Here is a 16,475-nt window from a genome sequence, read left to right as displayed (position 1 = left end):
CCGGCCTCGCGCCGGGTTTTTTGTTGCGTCCGCCCGCGTTGCAGCGTTCAACTTCCATCCACGCGAAACCACGAGTGGCAGCATGGAGGAGGACCACGCATGACGGAACTGACCTTCTACACCAATCCGATGTCGCGCGGGCGGATCGTCCGCTGGATGCTGGAGGAGACCGGGCAGCCCTACCGGACCGAGATCGTGCCCTTCGGCGCACCGATGAAATCGCCCGAATACCGGGCCGTCAATCCGATGGGCAAGGTACCATCGATCCGCCACGGCGAGACGGTCGTCACCGAATGCGCCGCGATCTGCGCCTATCTCGCCGATGCCTTCCCTGACGCGGGACTTGCGCCGCCGGCGGTTGAGCGCGGCAGCTACTATCGTTGGCTCTTCTTCGCCGCCGGTCCACTTGAGGCAGTGACCTCCAACCGCGCGCTCGGCTTCGAGGTTCCCCCCGACAGGCAGCGCATGGTCGGCTACGGCTCGTTCGAGGATGTGATGGACACGCTCGAACATGCCGTATCGCAGTCGTCCTACGTGGCTGGCGACCGCTTCACCGCAGCCGATGTCTATGTCGGATCGCATATCGGCTGGGGCCTGCACACCGGGTCGATCGAGAAGCGTTCCGCTTTCGAGAGCTATCTGGGACGTGTCGGCAGCCGGCCCGCCGCTGCCCGCGCCGCAGCACTCGACGAGGCGGCAACCCGGGAAATGCAAGGCGCCTGATCCCGGCGCGACACGCTTGATCCGCGGATCGTTCAGGGCCCGTGTTGCTGGTGGAGTGCGGTCTCCGGCACGGAGCCCGGGAGAAACTGACCAAGGCCTTCTGCACCGTCTGCGAAGGCGATCTGGTTGCGGCCGTTGCGCTTGGCCGCATAAAGCGACCGGTCGGCGAAACCGAGAACCGTGCCGAGATCGACACCCGCCGGCACATCGCCGCAGAGACCGATACTCACGGTCAGACGGAGGCGATGTCCGTTCCAGTCGACCGGAAGGTTCTCGACCGCTCGACGGAGCCGGTCACAGATGGCATAGGCCTCGCCAGGCTCGCGGCCCGGCAGATAGAGGGCAAACTCCTCGCCGCCCAACCGACCGAAGATGATGCCATCAGGCAAGATATCCCGAACCATGGCGACGAAGGCGCAAAGCACCTTGTCGCCCGCGCCGTGACCATGGGTGTCGTTGATGCGCTTGAAGTGGTCGAGGTCGAGAAGCGCAATCGCACCTTCGACGCCGCGGCGGCGGTAGGCTTCGACATGTTCGCTGAAGGCGCGCCGGTTGAAGATCTCGGTCAGGGCGTCGATCTGGGAGGCGCGCTTGTATTCCGCCGTCACTCGCTCGCGACCGAGCGAAAAGAGCGCCATGCCGCAGAAGAGCGTGTTGACGACGATTTCGAACGTGAATGCACCGTGCCAGACGGAAAGGGCGACACCACCCTGCTCCACCACCGGCGCCATAATCACCAGCGGCAGGCGCACGGCGTTGATCGTGGCGTGAATGGCCATCGTGCCCAGCACCAGTTTGCGCGAGGGCAGCGGCTCGATCGCCTCCCCCTGCCACATGCTGCGGACGAACATCAGGCTGAGGATGACGATCAGCACGGAGACCAGTGCGATCCGGGCATTCACGTCGTCTTGGAAACCAGGCCAGAAAAGGAATGCCGCGATCCAGATGGCGGTCGGAACGACTGGCACCCAGAATTTCAACGACAGACCATCGAAGGCGCGGAACCCGAGCCAGGCGAGCCCGGTCGCCAGGATGAGCAGGCCGTTTCCGAGCCCGATCGTCAACGCCTCAGGCAGGATTGTCCGCATCGACAGGAACAAGGCGCCGAAGGCGCCCAGCCAGAAGCCGATGCTCCAGATCGCCAGCTCCGGACGATGCCGCTCCTGATGCCATGCCATCGTCAGAAGAATGGCGAAGACCGCCCAGATGGCGAGCAGGCAGGCCATCAATGTCGGAACGTGAAAGAGACTGGCCACGGCATCCTCAAATCGTCACGACCGCATTAGACGGCAAGCGTGAAGATTTCGAAAATGCCGCCCGATAGACCCGCCGCGCCGCCGCCCTAGGCGGCGAGCGCCTTCTCGACGGCCGCGATCGCCGCATCCGCCTTCTCGCCGTCCGGACCACCGGCCTGAGCCATGTCCGCCCGGCCGCCGCCGCCCTTGCCGCCGACGGCTGCCGAGGCGAGGCGCACGAGTTCGACCGCGCTGTAGCGGCCGGTGAGGTCATCGGTGACGCCGACGACGACGCTCGCCTTGCCGTCTTCGGAGACCGCGATCAGCGTGACGACGCCGGAACCGAGGCCTGCCTTGCTCTCGTCGACGAGGCCCTTCAGGTCCTTGGCTTCAACGCCCTTCAGCACGCGGCCGAGGAATTTCACGCCGCCGACCTCGCGGGCTCCCTCGTCGGCAGCAGCCTGGCCGCCGCCGCCCATGGCAAGCTTGCGCTTGGCCTCGGCAAGTTCGCGTTCCAGCTTGCGGCGTTCCTCGACGAGCTGCTCGACGCGCGTGACCACTTCCGCCGGCTGCACCTTGAGCGCCGTCGCGACCTGCTTCACACGCTCGTCCTGCTCCGAGAGATAGGCGCGCGCCGCCTCCCCGGTCACCGCCTCGATACGGCGCACGCCGGCGCCGACGGCACTTTCCGAAAGGATGCGCACGAGGCCTATCTCACCGGTCGCGGAGACGTGCGTTCCGCCGCAAAGCTCGACCGAATAGGGCTTGCCGGCCTTCGGCCCGTGGATGGCGGTGCCCATCGACACGACACGGACTTCATCGCCGTACTTCTCGCCGAACAGGGCCATCGCTCCCTCGGCGATCGCATCGTCGACGCTCATCAGGCGCGTGGTTACCGGCGTGTTCTGGGTGACGATCTCGTTCGCCATCGCCTCGACCACCTTCAGCTCCTCGGCCGACATCGGCTTCGGATGAGAGACGTCGAAACGCAGGCGTTCCGGCGCGACAAGCGATCCCTTCTGGGCGACATGGGTGCCGAGAATTTCGCGCAGTGCCTCGTGGATCAAGTGGGTCGCCGAATGGTTTGCGCGCAGTCGCGAGCGACGGACATGATCGACGGTCATCACGACTGCATCGCCCGCACGCAGGCTGCCTTCGGTTATCGTCGCCGTGTGGACGAAAAGGCCCTCGCCCTTCTTCTGCGTCTCGGAAACCGCGAGTTTGACATTGTCGCCGGCGATCAAGCCGGTGTCGCCGACCTGGCCACCCGATTCGCCGTAGAACGGCGTCTGGTTGACGACCACCTGCACGGTGTCGCCCTTGGAGGCACTGTCGACGACCGCGCCATCCTTCACGATCGCCTGCACCTCGGCCTCCGCGCTTTCGGAGGAGTAACCGAGGAATTCGGTCGCACCGAACTTCTCCTTGAGCTCGAACCATACCGCCTCGGTCGCCTTGTCGCCGGAGCCGGCCCAGTGGGCGCGCGCTTCGGCCTTCTGGCGCTGCATCGCGTCGTTGAAACCGGTGAGGTCGACGCCGATGCCGCGGTTGCGCAGCGCATCCTGCGTGAGGTCGAGCGGGAAGCCGTAGGTATCGTAGAGCTTGAAGGCCGTTTCGCCGTCGAGGCTGTCGCCCTTCGAAAGATCGGCCGTCGCCTCCGACAGCAGGCTCAGTCCGCGCTCCAACGTCTTGCGGAAGCGCGTTTCCTCGAGCTTCAGCGTCTCGGAAATGAGCGCTTCGGCGCGCGCGAGTTCCGGATAGGCCCGGCCCATCTGCTGCACGAGCACCGGCAGAAGCTTATAGATGACCGGTTCGCGGGCACCGAGAAGCTCTGCGTGGCGCATGGCGCGGCGCATGATACGACGGAGCACGTAGCCGCGGCCCTCGTTCGAGGGAAGGACCCCGTCGGAGATCAGGAAGGCGGCCGAACGGAGGTGGTCGGCGATAACGCGGTGGCTGGCACGACGCTCACCCTCCGCCTTGACGCCGGTCAGCTCGACCGAAGCCTCGATCAGCGCCCGGAAGAGATCGATGTCGTAGTTGTCGTGCTGGCCCTGCAGGACGGCCGCGATGCGCTCGAGGCCCATGCCGGTGTCGATCGACGGACGCGGCAGGTTGACGCGCTCTTCCTTGGTGATCTGCTCGTACTGCATGAAGACGAGGTTCCAGATCTCGATGAAGCGGTCGCCGTCTTCCTCCGGCGAGCCGGGCGGGCCGCCCCAGATATGCGCGCCGTGATCGTAGAAGATCTCCGAGCAGGGACCGCAGGGACCGGTATCGCCCATCGCCCAGAAATTGTCGCTGGTCGGGATGCGGATGATCTTCTCGTCGGCAAGGCCGGCGATCTTCTTCCACAGGCCGAACGCCTCGTCGTCGGTATGGTAGACTGTCACGCAGAGACGATCCTTGGCTAGCCCGAACTCCTTGGTGATCAGGTTCCAGGCAAGTTCGATCGCCCTCTCCTTGAAGTAGTCGCCGAAGGAGAAGTTGCCGAGCATCTCGAAGAAGGTGTGGTGACGCGCGGTATAGCCGACATTGTCGAGGTCGTTGTGTTTGCCGCCGGCGCGCACGCACTTCTGCGCGGTCGCCGCCGTCTTGTAGGGACGCTGCTCAAGGCCGGTGAAGACGTTCTTGAACTGCACCATGCCGGCATTGGTGAACATCAGCGTCGGGTCGTTCTGCGGTACGAGCGGGCTCGACGACACGACTTCATGGCCATTCGCCTTGAAGTAATCGAGAAAAGTCGACCGGATGTCATTTACGCCGCTCATGTCACGCCCTTCATTGCTGCCGGATGCCGGCCAAAGCCTAAAAACCAAAGGCTTTTATCGTCCGTGACCGGCACTGTCCAGCCGCACGGAAAAAAACCGGCCCGACATCTTCCGATATCGGACCGGCGCTCCGTCGGTCATCGAAATGAATGCGGATCACATGTCCGCGGAGCCGTCGCCCTCGCCGGCGTCCGGGCCACCGTTCTGCAGGAAGCGGTCGGCGATCAGCCCGGCGTTCTGGCGTAGCGCCATCTCGATCTCCTGGGCGAGCTCCGGATTGTCCCGCAGGAAAATCTTGGCATTCTCGCGCCCTTGGCCGAGCCGTTGACTGTTGTAAGAGAACCAGGCACCGGATTTCTCGACGATCCCGGCCTTCACGCCGAGGTCGACGAGCTCGCCGGTCTTGGAGACGCCCTCGCCGTACATGATGTCGAACTCGACCTGCTTGAAGGGCGGCGCCATCTTGTTCTTGACGACCTTCACGCGGGTCTGGTTGCCGACGACCTCCTCGCGCTCCTTGACGGCGCCGATGCGGCGGATGTCGAGGCGGACGGAGGCATAGAACTTGAGCGCATTGCCGCCGGTCGTCGTTTCCGGGGAGCCGAACATTACGCCAATCTTCATGCGGATCTGGTTGATGAAGATGACCATGCAGTTCGAGCGGGAGATCGAGGCGGTGAGCTTGCGCAGCGCCTGGCTCATCAGGCGGGCCTGCATGCCCGGCAGGTTGTCGCCCATCTCGCCCTCGATTTCGGCGCGCGGCGTAAGTGCGGCGACCGAGTCGACGACGAGCACGTCGATCGCGCCGGAGCGCACCAGCGTGTCGGTGATTTCGAGCGCCTGCTCGCCGGTGTCCGGCTGCGAAATGAGGAGGTTCTGCAGATCGACCCCCAGCTTGCGGGCATAGACCGGATCGAGGGCATGCTCGGCGTCGACGAAGGCACAGATGCCGCCCTTCTTCTGCGATTCGGCGATCGTCTGCAGTGCGAGCGTCGTCTTGCCCGAACTTTCGGGGCCGTAGATTTCCACGATACGCCCCTTCGGCAGGCCACCGATCCCGAGTGCGATGTCGAGGCTCAGCGACCCGGTGGAAACCGTCTCGATCTCGACCACGCTCTCATTCGCGCCGAGCTTCATGATCGACCCTTTGCCGAAATTCCGCTCGATCTGCGAAAGTGCCGCTTCAAGTGCCTTGCTTTTGTCCACCGATTTGTCCTCTACGAGCCGCAAAGAATTTTGTGCCATTCGATCCACCTTTAGGTTATTGAAGCCGCATAGGCAATGAAGCAGCCGACGGACCATGCGTACACGTTTTGTTCTCATCTGGCAATCCCTGTTCAACCTGCTGAATAGACTTGCGACTTCGCAGGATGTTCACTTTATGTTTCAGACGACATGCCATGGACCGTCGCTCATGCGCCGCCGTGCTTTCGCCGCACTTGCGGCGGCTTGCGATTCGTCGCGCCCGCAATGTTGCGGGAAGCGCGCATGAGCGGTTCCCTTCTCGTCGTCGGCGGTGCCCATATCGACCGCCGCGGCCGGATTGCCGGCACGACCGTCATGGGAGCGAGCAATCCCGGCCGCTGGTTCGAGGAACCGGGCGGCGGCGGCTTCAACGCTGCCCGCAATCTCGCCCGGCTCGGCCATGAGGTCAGGCTGATCGCGCCGCGCGGCGGTGATGCGGCAGGCATGGCCGTCTCGGCCGAAGCCCTTCGCGTCGGCATTGACGATTGCCCGGTCGTCTTCCTCGATCGCGCCACGCCGAGCTACACGGCGGTCCTCGAAGCGGACGGAAATCTCGTCATCGCGCTCGCCGACATGGAGCTCTATGACCTGTTCGGGCCACGCCGCACCCGCACCCTTTCCTTTCGCGCCGCGCTCGGCGAGGCGCGCCATGTGCTCTGCGACGCCAATCTGCCGGCGGAGACACTCGCAGCGCTCGCCACCGCGGCAGGCGCCCGCGATCTGCCGGTCTTCGCGATCGCCATCTCCCCGGCGAAGGTCGTGCGTCTCCTGCCCTGCCTTGCCGGTCTTGCCATGCTGTTCATGAACGCGGCAGAGGCCGAGGCACTCTGCGGTTCCCGTCCCGATGATCCCGCCGGCTGGCCTGCGCTCCTCAGGGAAAAGGGCCTCAAGGGCGGCGTCGTCACCTGCGGCGCCGGGGCCGTCGTCGCGTTCGACGAGACAGGAACAGCGGTCCTGTCACCGCCGCGGCTGGAGACCGTGGTCGACGTCACCGGCGCCGGCGATGCCTTCGCCTCCGGCGTCATCTCGGCCCGCATCGAAGGCCGGGCGCTCGGCGAGGCGCTGCGTCACGGAGCTGCGCTTGCGGCCATCACCGTGTGCTCGCCGCATGCGACCGCGGAAAACCTCTCCCGCGATCTCGCCAATTCGTATATGCCCCTTGTGCCGGACGTAGAAATCCTGTCATGACCTGCAGTCACGAAACCCGGAAGCTCCCATGACCAAAGCCATTTCGCCCCTGCTGCCGATCGTCTATTCGAAGGAAGTCGCTGCCGCCAAGGTTCGCGGCGCGCCGATCGTAGCGCTGGAATCGACGATCATCACCCATGGCATGCCCTTCCCCGGCAACCTGGAAATGGCGCGCAGCGTCGAAACGATCATTCGCGAACAGGGCGCCGTGCCGGCGACGATCGCCGTCATCGACGGCATCCTGCACATCGGCCTCGAAGACGCGCAGATCGCGGCGCTTGCGCAGATGACCGGCGTCATGAAGCTCTCGCGCGCCGACATCGCCTTCGCGCTCGCCGAACGCCGCAGCGGCGCCACGACCGTCGCCGCGACCATGATCGCTGCAAGCCGCGCCGGCATCTCGGTCTTCGCCACCGGCGGCATCGGCGGCGTCCATCGCGGCGCCGAGGAAAGCCTCGACATCTCCGCCGACCTCGAGGAACTCGCGCGTACACCGGTGATCGTCGTTTCGGCCGGCCCGAAGGCGATCCTCGACATTCCGAAGACGCTCGAATTCCTGGAAACCCGCGGCGTTCCGGTCGTCACCTACGACAGCGAGGAATTTCCCGCATTCTGGTCGCGCAACTCCGGGCTGCGCAGCCCGCTCTCGCTCTCCAGTCCGGCGGCCATCGCCAATTTCCAGCGGATGCGCGAGCAACTCGGCATCGAAGGTGGCTTGCTGATCGCCAATCCTGTGCCGGAGGAATACGAGATTCCGCGTGAGGAGATGGAGATCTACATCGGTCGCGCGCTCGCCAGTGCCGAACGCGAAGAGGTGACCGGCAAGGACGTGACGCCGTTCCTGCTCGACAACATCTTCCACCTGACGGCCGGCCGCAGCCTGAAGACCAACGTCGCGCTGGTCGAGAACAATGCCCGTCTCGCCGCGGAGATCGCGGTCGCAATGAACGACTGAACATCACGGGAAGTGGCATTACGTAACGTAACGCCACTTCCCCAACGTAATCTGTTTTTCGGACAATTTCCTGCCGGTCGGACCGCATCCAGGCGGTTTCTTCGACGTGTTCAGGGTTGCACCGAGCGTGGTGCCGGCTCAGTCGTCACCGTCGAGCATTTCACGAACGGCAACGGCGAGTTGCTTCAGCGAGAATGGCTTCGGCAGGAAGCCGAATTTGGCGTCGGCCGGCAGGTTGCGGGCGAACGCGTCCTCGGCATACCCGGAGACGAAGATGAATTTCAGGTCCGGATACTTCTTGCGCAGTTCCCGAAGCAACGTCGGCCCGTCCATTTCCGGCATCACCACGTCGGAGACGACGATGTCCACGGCGCCGTCGAGCTCGTCCATGATGTCGAGCGCTTCGACACCCGAACCGGCCTCGTGAACTGTATATCCGCGCGTTTCCAGCATGCGCTTGCCGCCACGCCGCACCGCTTCCTCATCCTCGACGAGGAGAACGACAGCCGACTTGCCGGTGAGGTCGGTCGGCTCCGAGGCTGTCGCCGCCGGACGCGCTTCGGTATCCGCGGCTCCGGCCTCCCCGCCGGCGGGAACGGGAACGATTTCGGCCACGTGCCGCGGCAGGAAGATGCGGAAGGCGGTTCCCTTGCCGACCTCGGATTCCGGATAGATGTAGCCGCCGGACTGCTTGACGATCCCGTAGACCATCGCGAGGCCGAGGCCGGTGCCCTTGCCAACTTCCTTGGTGGTGAAGAAGGGCTCGAAGATCTTCTCCATGATCTCCGGCGCGATGCCGGTTCCGGTGTCGGCCACCTCGACCAGCACGAACTCCTCGGCAGGAAGTTCGCGATAGTGGAAGGCGGCCGCCTCTTCCGCCGAGATGTTGCGGGTGGAGATGGTGATCTTCCCGCCCTGCGGCATGGCATCGCGCGCATTCACGCAGAGATTGATCAGCACCTGCTCGAACTGCGAAAGGTCCGTCTTCACCGGCCACAGGTCGCGGCCGTAATCCACTTCCAGCTTCACCGCCGTACCGGAGATCAGCCGATCGACCAGCATCCGCAGGTCGCCGATGACGTCGGTGAGGTTCAGCACCGACGGGCGCATCGTCTGCTTGCGCGAGAAGGCCAGCAGCTGCCGCACCAGCACCGCGGCACGGTTGGCGTTGCGCTTGATCTCCATGAGATCCGCAAAGCTCGCATCGGAAGGCCGGGCCTGCAGCAGGAGATGGTCGGACGAAAGCAGGATCGCCGTCAGCACGTTGTTGAAGTCGTGGGCGATACCGCCTGCGAGCGTTCCGACCGCATTCATCTTCTGCGTCTGCGCCATCTGGGTTTCCAGCGCCTTCTGGTCGGTCACGTCGACGGCATAGACGATCGCCGCCTCTTCCGGCGCCTCGTCGCTCTGGTCGATGACCGCGTTGACGTAGAAACGGAAGTGCCGGTTCTCGTTTTGCGGATGCCGGCTGTCGATCGGCGCGATGTCGACCTGGCGGTTCTTCGCGGCGGCAAGCGCCTGGCTGAAGCGCTCGCGTTCGCTCTCGTGGAAGACGACGTCGAGGCTCGCGCCACGATCGACGTCGTCACGACTGACGAGGTCCGAGAAGAGCTTGAGGAAGGGCGCGTTGGTCCGGAGAATCCGGCCCTCGCCGTCGACGGATGCGATCGCCATCGGCGTGTTGTTGAAGAAACGCGTGAAGCGCATCGAGGCGATCGATGCCGACTGGTCGCCGCTGTGATCGTCCCGCCGCGCAAGCACGATGGAGCGGCTTTCGCCCGGCGCGCCGTCGCGGGCGGCACGGACGCGATGGATGAGCCGTACCGGCAGGCTCTGGCCGTTGGCGCAGCGCAGGTCGAGATCGAAGGTCTCCGTCTTGGTGGAACCGGGGGCGGCCTGCACCGATTCGATGAGCGCCATCCCCTCGCCCGCGACCAGTTCGGAGACGGTGAGCGACCCCGGAGAGAACTGCGTGAGATCGATGCCGAGCCATTCAGCGAGCGTCGCATTGAGATAGTAGATCTCGCCCTTTCGCCCGGCCGAGAAGAACCCCGCCGGTGCGTGATCGAGGTAGTCGATCGCGTGCTGCAGTTCCTTGAAGAAGCGCTCCTGGTCCTCTCGTTCCGAGGTGATGTCGGTGATCTGCCAGATCTGCAGTACCTTGGCGCTGTCCTCGAGCGGCAGCAGTCTGGCCTTCAGCCGGTACCAGTGCGCGCCGGAGCCGTTGCCGGTCACGGGACCGAGCGGCTTCAGCAGACGAAACTCTTCGTAGCCTTCGCGGCCGGAGCGCAGTCCGTTCGTCAGCCTATAGAGAGCCTCGCCCGATTCCCGATGGCGCGAGAGCAGGGCTTCGAGCGTCTGGACCTCCGTCGCCTTCCTTGCGCCGGTGATCCGCCCGTAGGCGGCGTTGGCGAAGATGATGCGGCCGCTGTCGTCGGTGATCAGCGTGCCTTCGGGCTGGCTCGCCAGAAAGCTACGGGCGAGCGTATCGGACTGCGACTGCGGCATGACGGCGACGAACCCGATCATCGCCGAGACGAGGAAGAATATTCCCATCATCGCCAGCACGCCGAGGATGCCGAGAACGAATTCGTTGTCGAGTTGATCCTTGAAGATGACGAAGGCGACCGCGGCGGCGAGGAGCACGACCGCCAGCACGATGATGCGTACGGCCGCACCGGATCGGCTGCCCCGGTCGACCAAGGGCGCATCGCTGTCGCCGGCCTGCTGCAATCTCGTCATGAACGCCTCGTCGTTGCCGCCCCACAATCCGCCGACAGGAGAAGATCGGCAGAATCGGACGTGTATGCCATGTTTAGCAACTTGCAAGGACGGCAAAAAGCTCCGCCCTCCCAGTTTGAGGAGCATCATACACAGGCAATCCCACAGGAAAGCCGCATTTGACGCAGAACATCCGGCCAGCCGGATTGTTCGGGAGCGCCTGAGGGAGGGCGCTGCCGGGTGATCGCATTGCGCTGCCGGCGGTCTTCTGTCACAAAGCGGGAAAAAAGGAGGGCCGACATGATCGAAGAACTCGTCGCCGCTTACGGCAATCGTTTCCTGGTCGCGGCACTGGGTGTCAGCCTGGCGCTCCTGTGCCTGTTCATCGTGCTCTGGCTGCTGCGCAAACGGGCACCGTCGCCGTTCGTGCGCGGCGGACGCAACCGGCAGCCGCGCCTGCAGGTCCTCGATGCGGCCGCGGTCGATGCACGCCGCCGTTTGGTGCTGGTGCGCCGCGACAATGTCGAACATCTCGTCATGATCGGTGGACCGACCGATATCGTCATCGAAAGCGGTATCGGCGACGAGCGCGCCTACCTGTCTGCGACGCCCGTATCGCCGTCGCAGACCGTCCCGCTCACCCACGAAGACCGGTCGGCCGGCCGCGAGCCTGTGGCGATTTCCCGACCGGCGGCTGCGATCGCGGCTGTCCGGCCCGAGCCGGAGCTTCCAGCAAGTCGTCCCGAACCGGTCGCAGCACCTGTTCGCCGCGAACAGGCTCGGCAGCCGGCGGCACCGGTCAAGCCGATCGCAGAACCCGTCCGGACCATCGCTGCGGCTGCGGAAATCGAGCCGGCGCTGACCAGGACACCGACGGCGCAGCCGGCTCCGGTCGCGGAGGCCGCACCGGCCGCCGCCCCGCCGAGCCCGGCGCCAATTCAGCCGGCCGCAGGTCCCATGCTCGTCAAGGATGATGTCACGGCCACGACCGCGCCGGTGACGACGCCCGAACGGCCTGTGCTGGAAATGGCGGCGGCCCCGGCCCCAGTCGAGCCGCAGCCCGAGGTGCCGGCAAACCGCCCGCCCGTCACTGCGACCACACCCGTCACCCCCGCGGAACCGCTCACGGCCGCCGTTGTCCAACCGATCGAAGCTACCGCGACAACTGCTCCAACGCAGGACGACGATCTTTCTCTCGCTCCGGCCGACGCGGCGGACATCCTGGAAGCAGCCCGCGGCCGCGTCATGCCGGAATTGGCGGAGACTGCCGCCGCGGAACCGGAACGCGCACCCGAAACGCAGCCTTCTCCGGAAGAACCAAAGGCGGACGAGGCGCCCAAGCAGCGCATACCGAGCGATTTCGAACGGGTTCTTGAAGAAGAGATGGAACGTCACCTCGCGGCAACGACGGCGGCGACGCCTGCTCCCGCCGCCGACATTCCGCCCGCGCCCGCCATCAGGCCCGAACGCCCTGTCGGCGTTCCGCCCGTCGTCGGCGCATCGAAGCCGGCAGCCGCCGGCAACCGTCCCGCCGAGGCGGCTGAAGAGCCAAGCCTGCAGAAGGAAATCGCCCGGATCTTCGGAGAGATGTCGGCAAGCCGCGACGGCTGACCTTCGTGGACCGGGGCGGCCGCTGTGTTCGAGCCAATCGGAAAACGGTGACGCGACAAAAAAGCCCGCTCGGAAGAGCGGGCTTTGAAAATCCGGTCACTCGTCCCGGTAAACCTTCTCGCGTCGTTCGTGGCGCTCCTGCGCCTCGATCGACAACGTGGCGATCGGGCGGGCGTCCAGCCGCTTCAGTCCAATCGGCTCACCGGTTTCCTCGCAATACCCGTAGGTGCCGTCCTCGATACGCTGCAACGCCGCGTCGATCTTGGAGATCAGCTTGCGCTGCCGATCGCGGGCCCGAAGCTCGATGGCACGATCCGTCTCTGATGATGCACGGTCGGCCAGATCGGGATGGTTGGCACTTTCCTCGGCAAGATGGTCGAGCGTCTCGCGGGCTTCACGAAGGATGTCGTTTTTCCAGGCTATGAGCTTTGCGCGGAAGTAGGCCCGTTGGTTCGCGTTCATGAACTCATCGTCTTCCGAGAGCACATAATTGCTAAGATCGATCTTCTCACTCAACGCGATTCTCCTGAAGAACATCTCAATGGGCGGCTGTATATCCTTTCGCTAAAGCGCATTCAAGCCTTACAACCGGCTTTAAACCATTTTTAATTCTGTCATATAATTAAGCTAAATGTCTATTTCTTAAGCATTATTTCCAAAAACAAGGTACTCGCTGCCGGTCACTGCCGCACTTCCCCTTGCGTGAAGGAGCACTACGGAAGGCCAGTTGACGGCCATCCCTCTGTGAAGCTAGTCAGAGGGGACGCGCAGTCGCAGAAAGCTGAACGGATGACCTCGGTGACGCCCCCCCAAAATCGTATCTACCTGCTGCGGCACGCAAAATCCGGTTGGGCGCAACCGGGCGAACGGGATTTCGACCGGGCACTGAGCGACGCCGGTCGCGAGGAGGCGGCAAGCGTCGCGGAACGCGCGATCGAGCGCGGCTACCGGCCCGACCTGATCCTGAGCTCCTCCGCGCGACGCTGCCGCGAAACGGCCGACGCCTTCCGCGGGGCCTATGCGACACGGACCGAGTTCCGCTATCTCGACGAACTCTACAACTGCCCCGCCGAAACCTATCTGGACATCCTCGCGGATCTCAGGAATTACGGCTCGGTGATGGTCGTCGGGCACAATCCGTCCATCGAAGAGGTGCTGTTCCTGCTCGCCGGCAGCGAGGCCGCGCAGACCGCGGTACCCGAAGGTTTCCCGACGGCCGGCCTAGCCGTCCTCGAACGCGCGGCCGACACCGCACCCGACAGCCGGCCGTGGATCCTCCTGGATTTCGTGGACGGCTGAAGTCCTTTCCGCTGCCCGGGCGGCGAAAGGCCGCGGATATGCCGCACCTCCCTTTCGCCTCGCCTGCAGGATCCCTATATTCGCGCTCGGCCCGTCTTCCGGACGTTCAGCCGAAACCGTGACGCTGCCGCAGGGACATCCGACTTGCCATCCATGACATCCTTCGCCGACGAGGCCGTGATCGCCTTCGACAATCTGGCAGACCGGGCGGCAAACCTCGTCAACCCGTCGATCCGCCTCGGCGTGACCGGCCTCGCCCGCGCCGGCAAGACGGTGTTCATCTCCTCGCTCATCCACAATCTCCTGCATGGCGGCCGTCTGCCGCTCTTCGAGTCTTTGCAGTCGGGACGCATCTCTGCGACGAGGCTCGAGCCGCAACCCGACGACGCCGTGCCACGCTTCCAGTACGAGGATCACATCCGCGCGCTCGTGAAGGACCGCATATGGCCCGATTCCACCCGCGCGATCTCCGAACTGCGCCTCACGATCGCCTATGAAAGCGCAAGCGGCTGGAACCGCCTGTTTTCCCCCGGCCGGCTTTCCGTCGACATCGTCGACTATCCCGGCGAATGGCTCCTCGATCTGCCCCTGCTCGGCCAGGACTATCGCGACTTCAGCGCCGCCACGGTGGAACTTGCGCGAACCGGAATCCGCGCGGAACTTTCGCGCGAATGGCTGGAACGAACGGCAACGGTCGACGTCGACGCGCCGGCCGACGAGACGCTCGCCCGGGAACTCGCCGAACGGTTCACCGCCTATCTCAGGGCCTGCAAGGCGGACGAGCGCTCGCTCTCAACGCTGCCGCCCGGACGCTTTCTGATGCCCGGCGACCTCGACGGCTCGCCTGCCCTCACCTTCGCACCCATGCCGGACCTGCCGGACAGCAGGGCGCCGAAAGGTTCCCTGCGGGCGATGATGGAACGCCGCTACGAAGCCTACAAGACGGTGGTGGTCAAACCCTTCTTCCGCGAACATTTCGCCAGGCTGGACCGGCAGATCGTGCTGGTCGACGCCTTGCAGGCGATCAATCGCGGACCCGAAGCCGTACAGGACCTCGAACGCGCCCTCACCGACGTGCTCGCCTGTTTCCGTGCGGGTTCGAACTCCTTCCTGACGGCACTCGTCCGCCGGCGCATCGACCGGGTGCTCGTCGCCGCGACCAAGGCCGACCACCTGCACCACGAGAGCCACGACCGGCTGGAGGCGATCACCCGCCGTCTCGTCGACCGGGCGACGACCCGCATCGGCATGACCGGGGCCGGCATCGAGGTGATGGCGATCGCCTCCGTCCGTGCGACGCGCGAAGCGACGGTGAAACAGAACGGCGACGAACTGCCGGTGGTGGTCGGCACGCCGATGGCAGGCGAGACCGTCGGTACGGAACGCTTCGACGGCAACCGCAAGACTGCGATCTTCCCGGGCGATCTGCCGGCCGATCCCGAGCGGTTCTTCCGCGGCGTGGATGAAGCCGGCCACGGCGCCTATCTGCCGGAACTCAACATCGTGCGCTTCCGTCCGCCACAGGTCGAGGAGACCGGGGGCGGCATTACCCTTTCCGTTCCGCACATAAGGCTCGACAGGGCCCTGCAGTTCCTGCTGGGGGACAAACTCGCATGACGAAGCCGCCGTCCCACCCGCCCGAAGACGGGCGTCGCCCTGCCGCCTTCGCGGTCGAAGCGCCGAAACAGCCTGTGCAGCCGCAGGCCCGACCACCACGCAGCTTCGATCACGAAGTTGCAGTGGTCGCGGAAGCCGACGATCCGTTTCTCTCGGTAGACGACCTGTCGGAGATTGCCGACGCTCCGGTCGCGACGCCGCGGCCGCGGCGCTTTTCCTTCGCAAAGCTGGCGCTCGGCGCCTTTTCGATTCTGATCTCGCTGGCGCTCGGGCTCTGGATCGATAGCCTCCTGCGCGATCTCTTCACCCGTTCCGACTGGCTCGGCTATGCCGCCCTCGCGGTGCTCGCGGTCGGCCTGGCCGCACTTGCCATCGCCGTCGGCCGCGAAATACTCGGCATCTGGCGGCTCGATGCGGTCCAGACCCTCAAAACCGAGGCGGAGGCGGCCGCAGCCGGCACCCGCCCGCGCGCCGCCCGCGCCATCGTCGAGCGCCTCGTCAAGCTGGTCGCCGGTCGGCCGGAGACCGCACGCGGACGTGCGACGCTCGAAGCGGCCCGCGACGACATCATCGACGCACCGCACCTGATCGCGCTTGCCGAACGCGAGCTGCTCGCGCCGCTCGATCTCAAGGCGCGTGCGCTGATCCTCGGAAGTGCCAAGCGCGTCTCGGTCGTGACCGCCGTCAGCCCGCGGGCGATCGTAGACCTCGCCTATGTCCTGTTCGAGGTCGTCCGCCTGATCCGGGCCATGGCCGAACTCTATGGCGGCAGGCCGGGCACCTTCGGCATGATGCGCCTCTTCAGGGACGTCCTCGCCCATCTCGCCGTCACCGGATCGATCGCCGTCGGTGACGGACTGGCGCAGCAGATTCTCGGCCACGGGCTGGCCTCGCGGCTCTCGGCACGGCTCGGAGAAGGGGTCATAAACGGCCTGATGACCGCACGCATCGGCATCGCCGCCATGGATCTTTGCCGGCCCCTGCCGTTCAAGGCGCTGAAACGTCCCGGCATCGGCGATTTCGTCGCCGATCTCGCTCCGCGCTTGACTTCGGCTCCCGGCGTCCGCAAGGAATAGCCGGACGGTTTCCGACTCGTTTTCCTGCAACAGG

General features: G+C 65.1%; 12 protein-coding genes. 7 read left to right on the top strand and 5 right to left on the bottom strand.

Annotated elements, in window-relative coordinates:
- Nucleotides 1-99: 99 nt before the first annotated feature.
- On the top strand, nt 100-723 hold the full coding sequence (locus EUU22_RS14510; protein WP_129332677.1) for a glutathione S-transferase family protein: 624 nt from the start codon (nt 100-102) through the stop codon (nt 721-723).
- 32 nt (nt 724-755) lie between these two features.
- On the opposite strand, the gene EUU22_RS14505 is transcribed toward EUU22_RS14510, so the two are convergent.
- From EUU22_RS14505 to recA, 3 genes are all read right to left on the bottom strand, one after another.
- Nucleotides 756-1,979: a GGDEF domain-containing protein gene (locus EUU22_RS14505; RefSeq protein ID WP_129332676.1), complete on the bottom strand. Its 1,224-nt coding sequence runs from the start codon at nt 1,977-1,979 to the stop codon at nt 756-758.
- An 86-nt stretch (nt 1,980-2,065) separates the two neighbouring features.
- Nucleotides 2,066-4,729, bottom strand: a complete 2,664-nt coding sequence (gene alaS / locus EUU22_RS14500) for an alanine--tRNA ligase (RefSeq protein WP_129332675.1) — start codon at nt 4,727-4,729, stop codon at nt 2,066-2,068.
- Between the two features lie 156 nt (nt 4,730-4,885).
- A complete protein-coding gene (recA, locus tag EUU22_RS14495; protein ID WP_129332674.1) occupies nt 4,886-5,974 on the bottom strand; it encodes a recombinase RecA in 1,089 nt (362 codons plus the stop codon).
- Nucleotides 5,975-6,217: 243 nt separating this feature from the next.
- Here recA and EUU22_RS14490 point away from each other — a divergent pair, with 243 nt between their 5' ends.
- Entirely contained in the window at nt 6,218-7,162 is a 945-nt protein-coding gene (locus tag EUU22_RS14490) for a carbohydrate kinase family protein (RefSeq protein WP_129332673.1), read from the top strand.
- Nucleotides 7,163-7,190: 28 nt separating this feature from the next.
- The gene (locus tag EUU22_RS14485) at nt 7,191-8,117 is read left to right on the top strand and encodes a pseudouridine-5'-phosphate glycosidase (RefSeq protein WP_129332672.1); all 927 of its coding nucleotides are present in this window, start codon (nt 7,191-7,193) and stop codon (nt 8,115-8,117) included.
- Nucleotides 8,118-8,255: 138 nt separating this feature from the next.
- Here EUU22_RS14485 and cckA read toward each other — a convergent pair whose 3' ends face one another.
- Entirely contained in the window at nt 8,256-10,859 is a 2,604-nt protein-coding gene (gene cckA / locus EUU22_RS14480; protein WP_129332671.1) for a cell cycle histidine kinase CckA, read from the bottom strand.
- Nucleotides 10,860-11,138: 279 nt separating this feature from the next.
- Here cckA and EUU22_RS14475 point away from each other — a divergent pair, with 279 nt between their 5' ends.
- Nucleotides 11,139-12,449 (top strand): flagellar biosynthetic protein FliO, encoded by a 1,311-nt coding sequence (locus EUU22_RS14475; RefSeq protein WP_129332670.1) that lies wholly within the window; start codon nt 11,139-11,141, stop codon nt 12,447-12,449.
- A 96-nt stretch (nt 12,450-12,545) separates the two neighbouring features.
- Here EUU22_RS14475 and dksA read toward each other — a convergent pair whose 3' ends face one another.
- A complete protein-coding gene (dksA, locus tag EUU22_RS14470) occupies nt 12,546-12,965 on the bottom strand; it encodes an RNA polymerase-binding protein DksA (protein ID WP_112685083.1) in 420 nt (139 codons plus the stop codon).
- Between the two features lie 273 nt (nt 12,966-13,238).
- On the opposite strand from dksA, the gene EUU22_RS14465 reads away from it, so the two are divergent.
- From EUU22_RS14465 to EUU22_RS14455, 3 genes are all read left to right on the top strand, one after another.
- On the top strand, nt 13,239-13,748 hold the full coding sequence (locus EUU22_RS14465; protein ID WP_129332669.1) for a SixA phosphatase family protein: 510 nt from the start codon (nt 13,239-13,241) through the stop codon (nt 13,746-13,748).
- A gap of 153 nt (nt 13,749-13,901) precedes the next feature.
- Nucleotides 13,902-15,365, top strand: a complete 1,464-nt coding sequence (locus EUU22_RS14460) for a YcjX family GTP-binding protein (RefSeq protein ID WP_129332668.1) — start codon at nt 13,902-13,904, stop codon at nt 15,363-15,365.
- Nucleotides 15,362-16,441: a YcjF family protein gene (locus EUU22_RS14455; protein WP_129332667.1), complete on the top strand. Its 1,080-nt coding sequence runs from the start codon at nt 15,362-15,364 to the stop codon at nt 16,439-16,441. The genes EUU22_RS14460 and EUU22_RS14455 overlap by 4 nt, the downstream gene beginning before the upstream one ends.
- Nucleotides 16,442-16,475: the final 34 nt, after the last annotated feature.

This window comes from Ciceribacter ferrooxidans (assembly GCF_004137355.1).
GTDB classification, from domain to species: Bacteria; Pseudomonadota; Alphaproteobacteria; order Rhizobiales; family Rhizobiaceae; genus Allorhizobium; species Allorhizobium ferrooxidans.
This window is presented reverse-complemented; position numbering and strand designations above follow the sequence as displayed.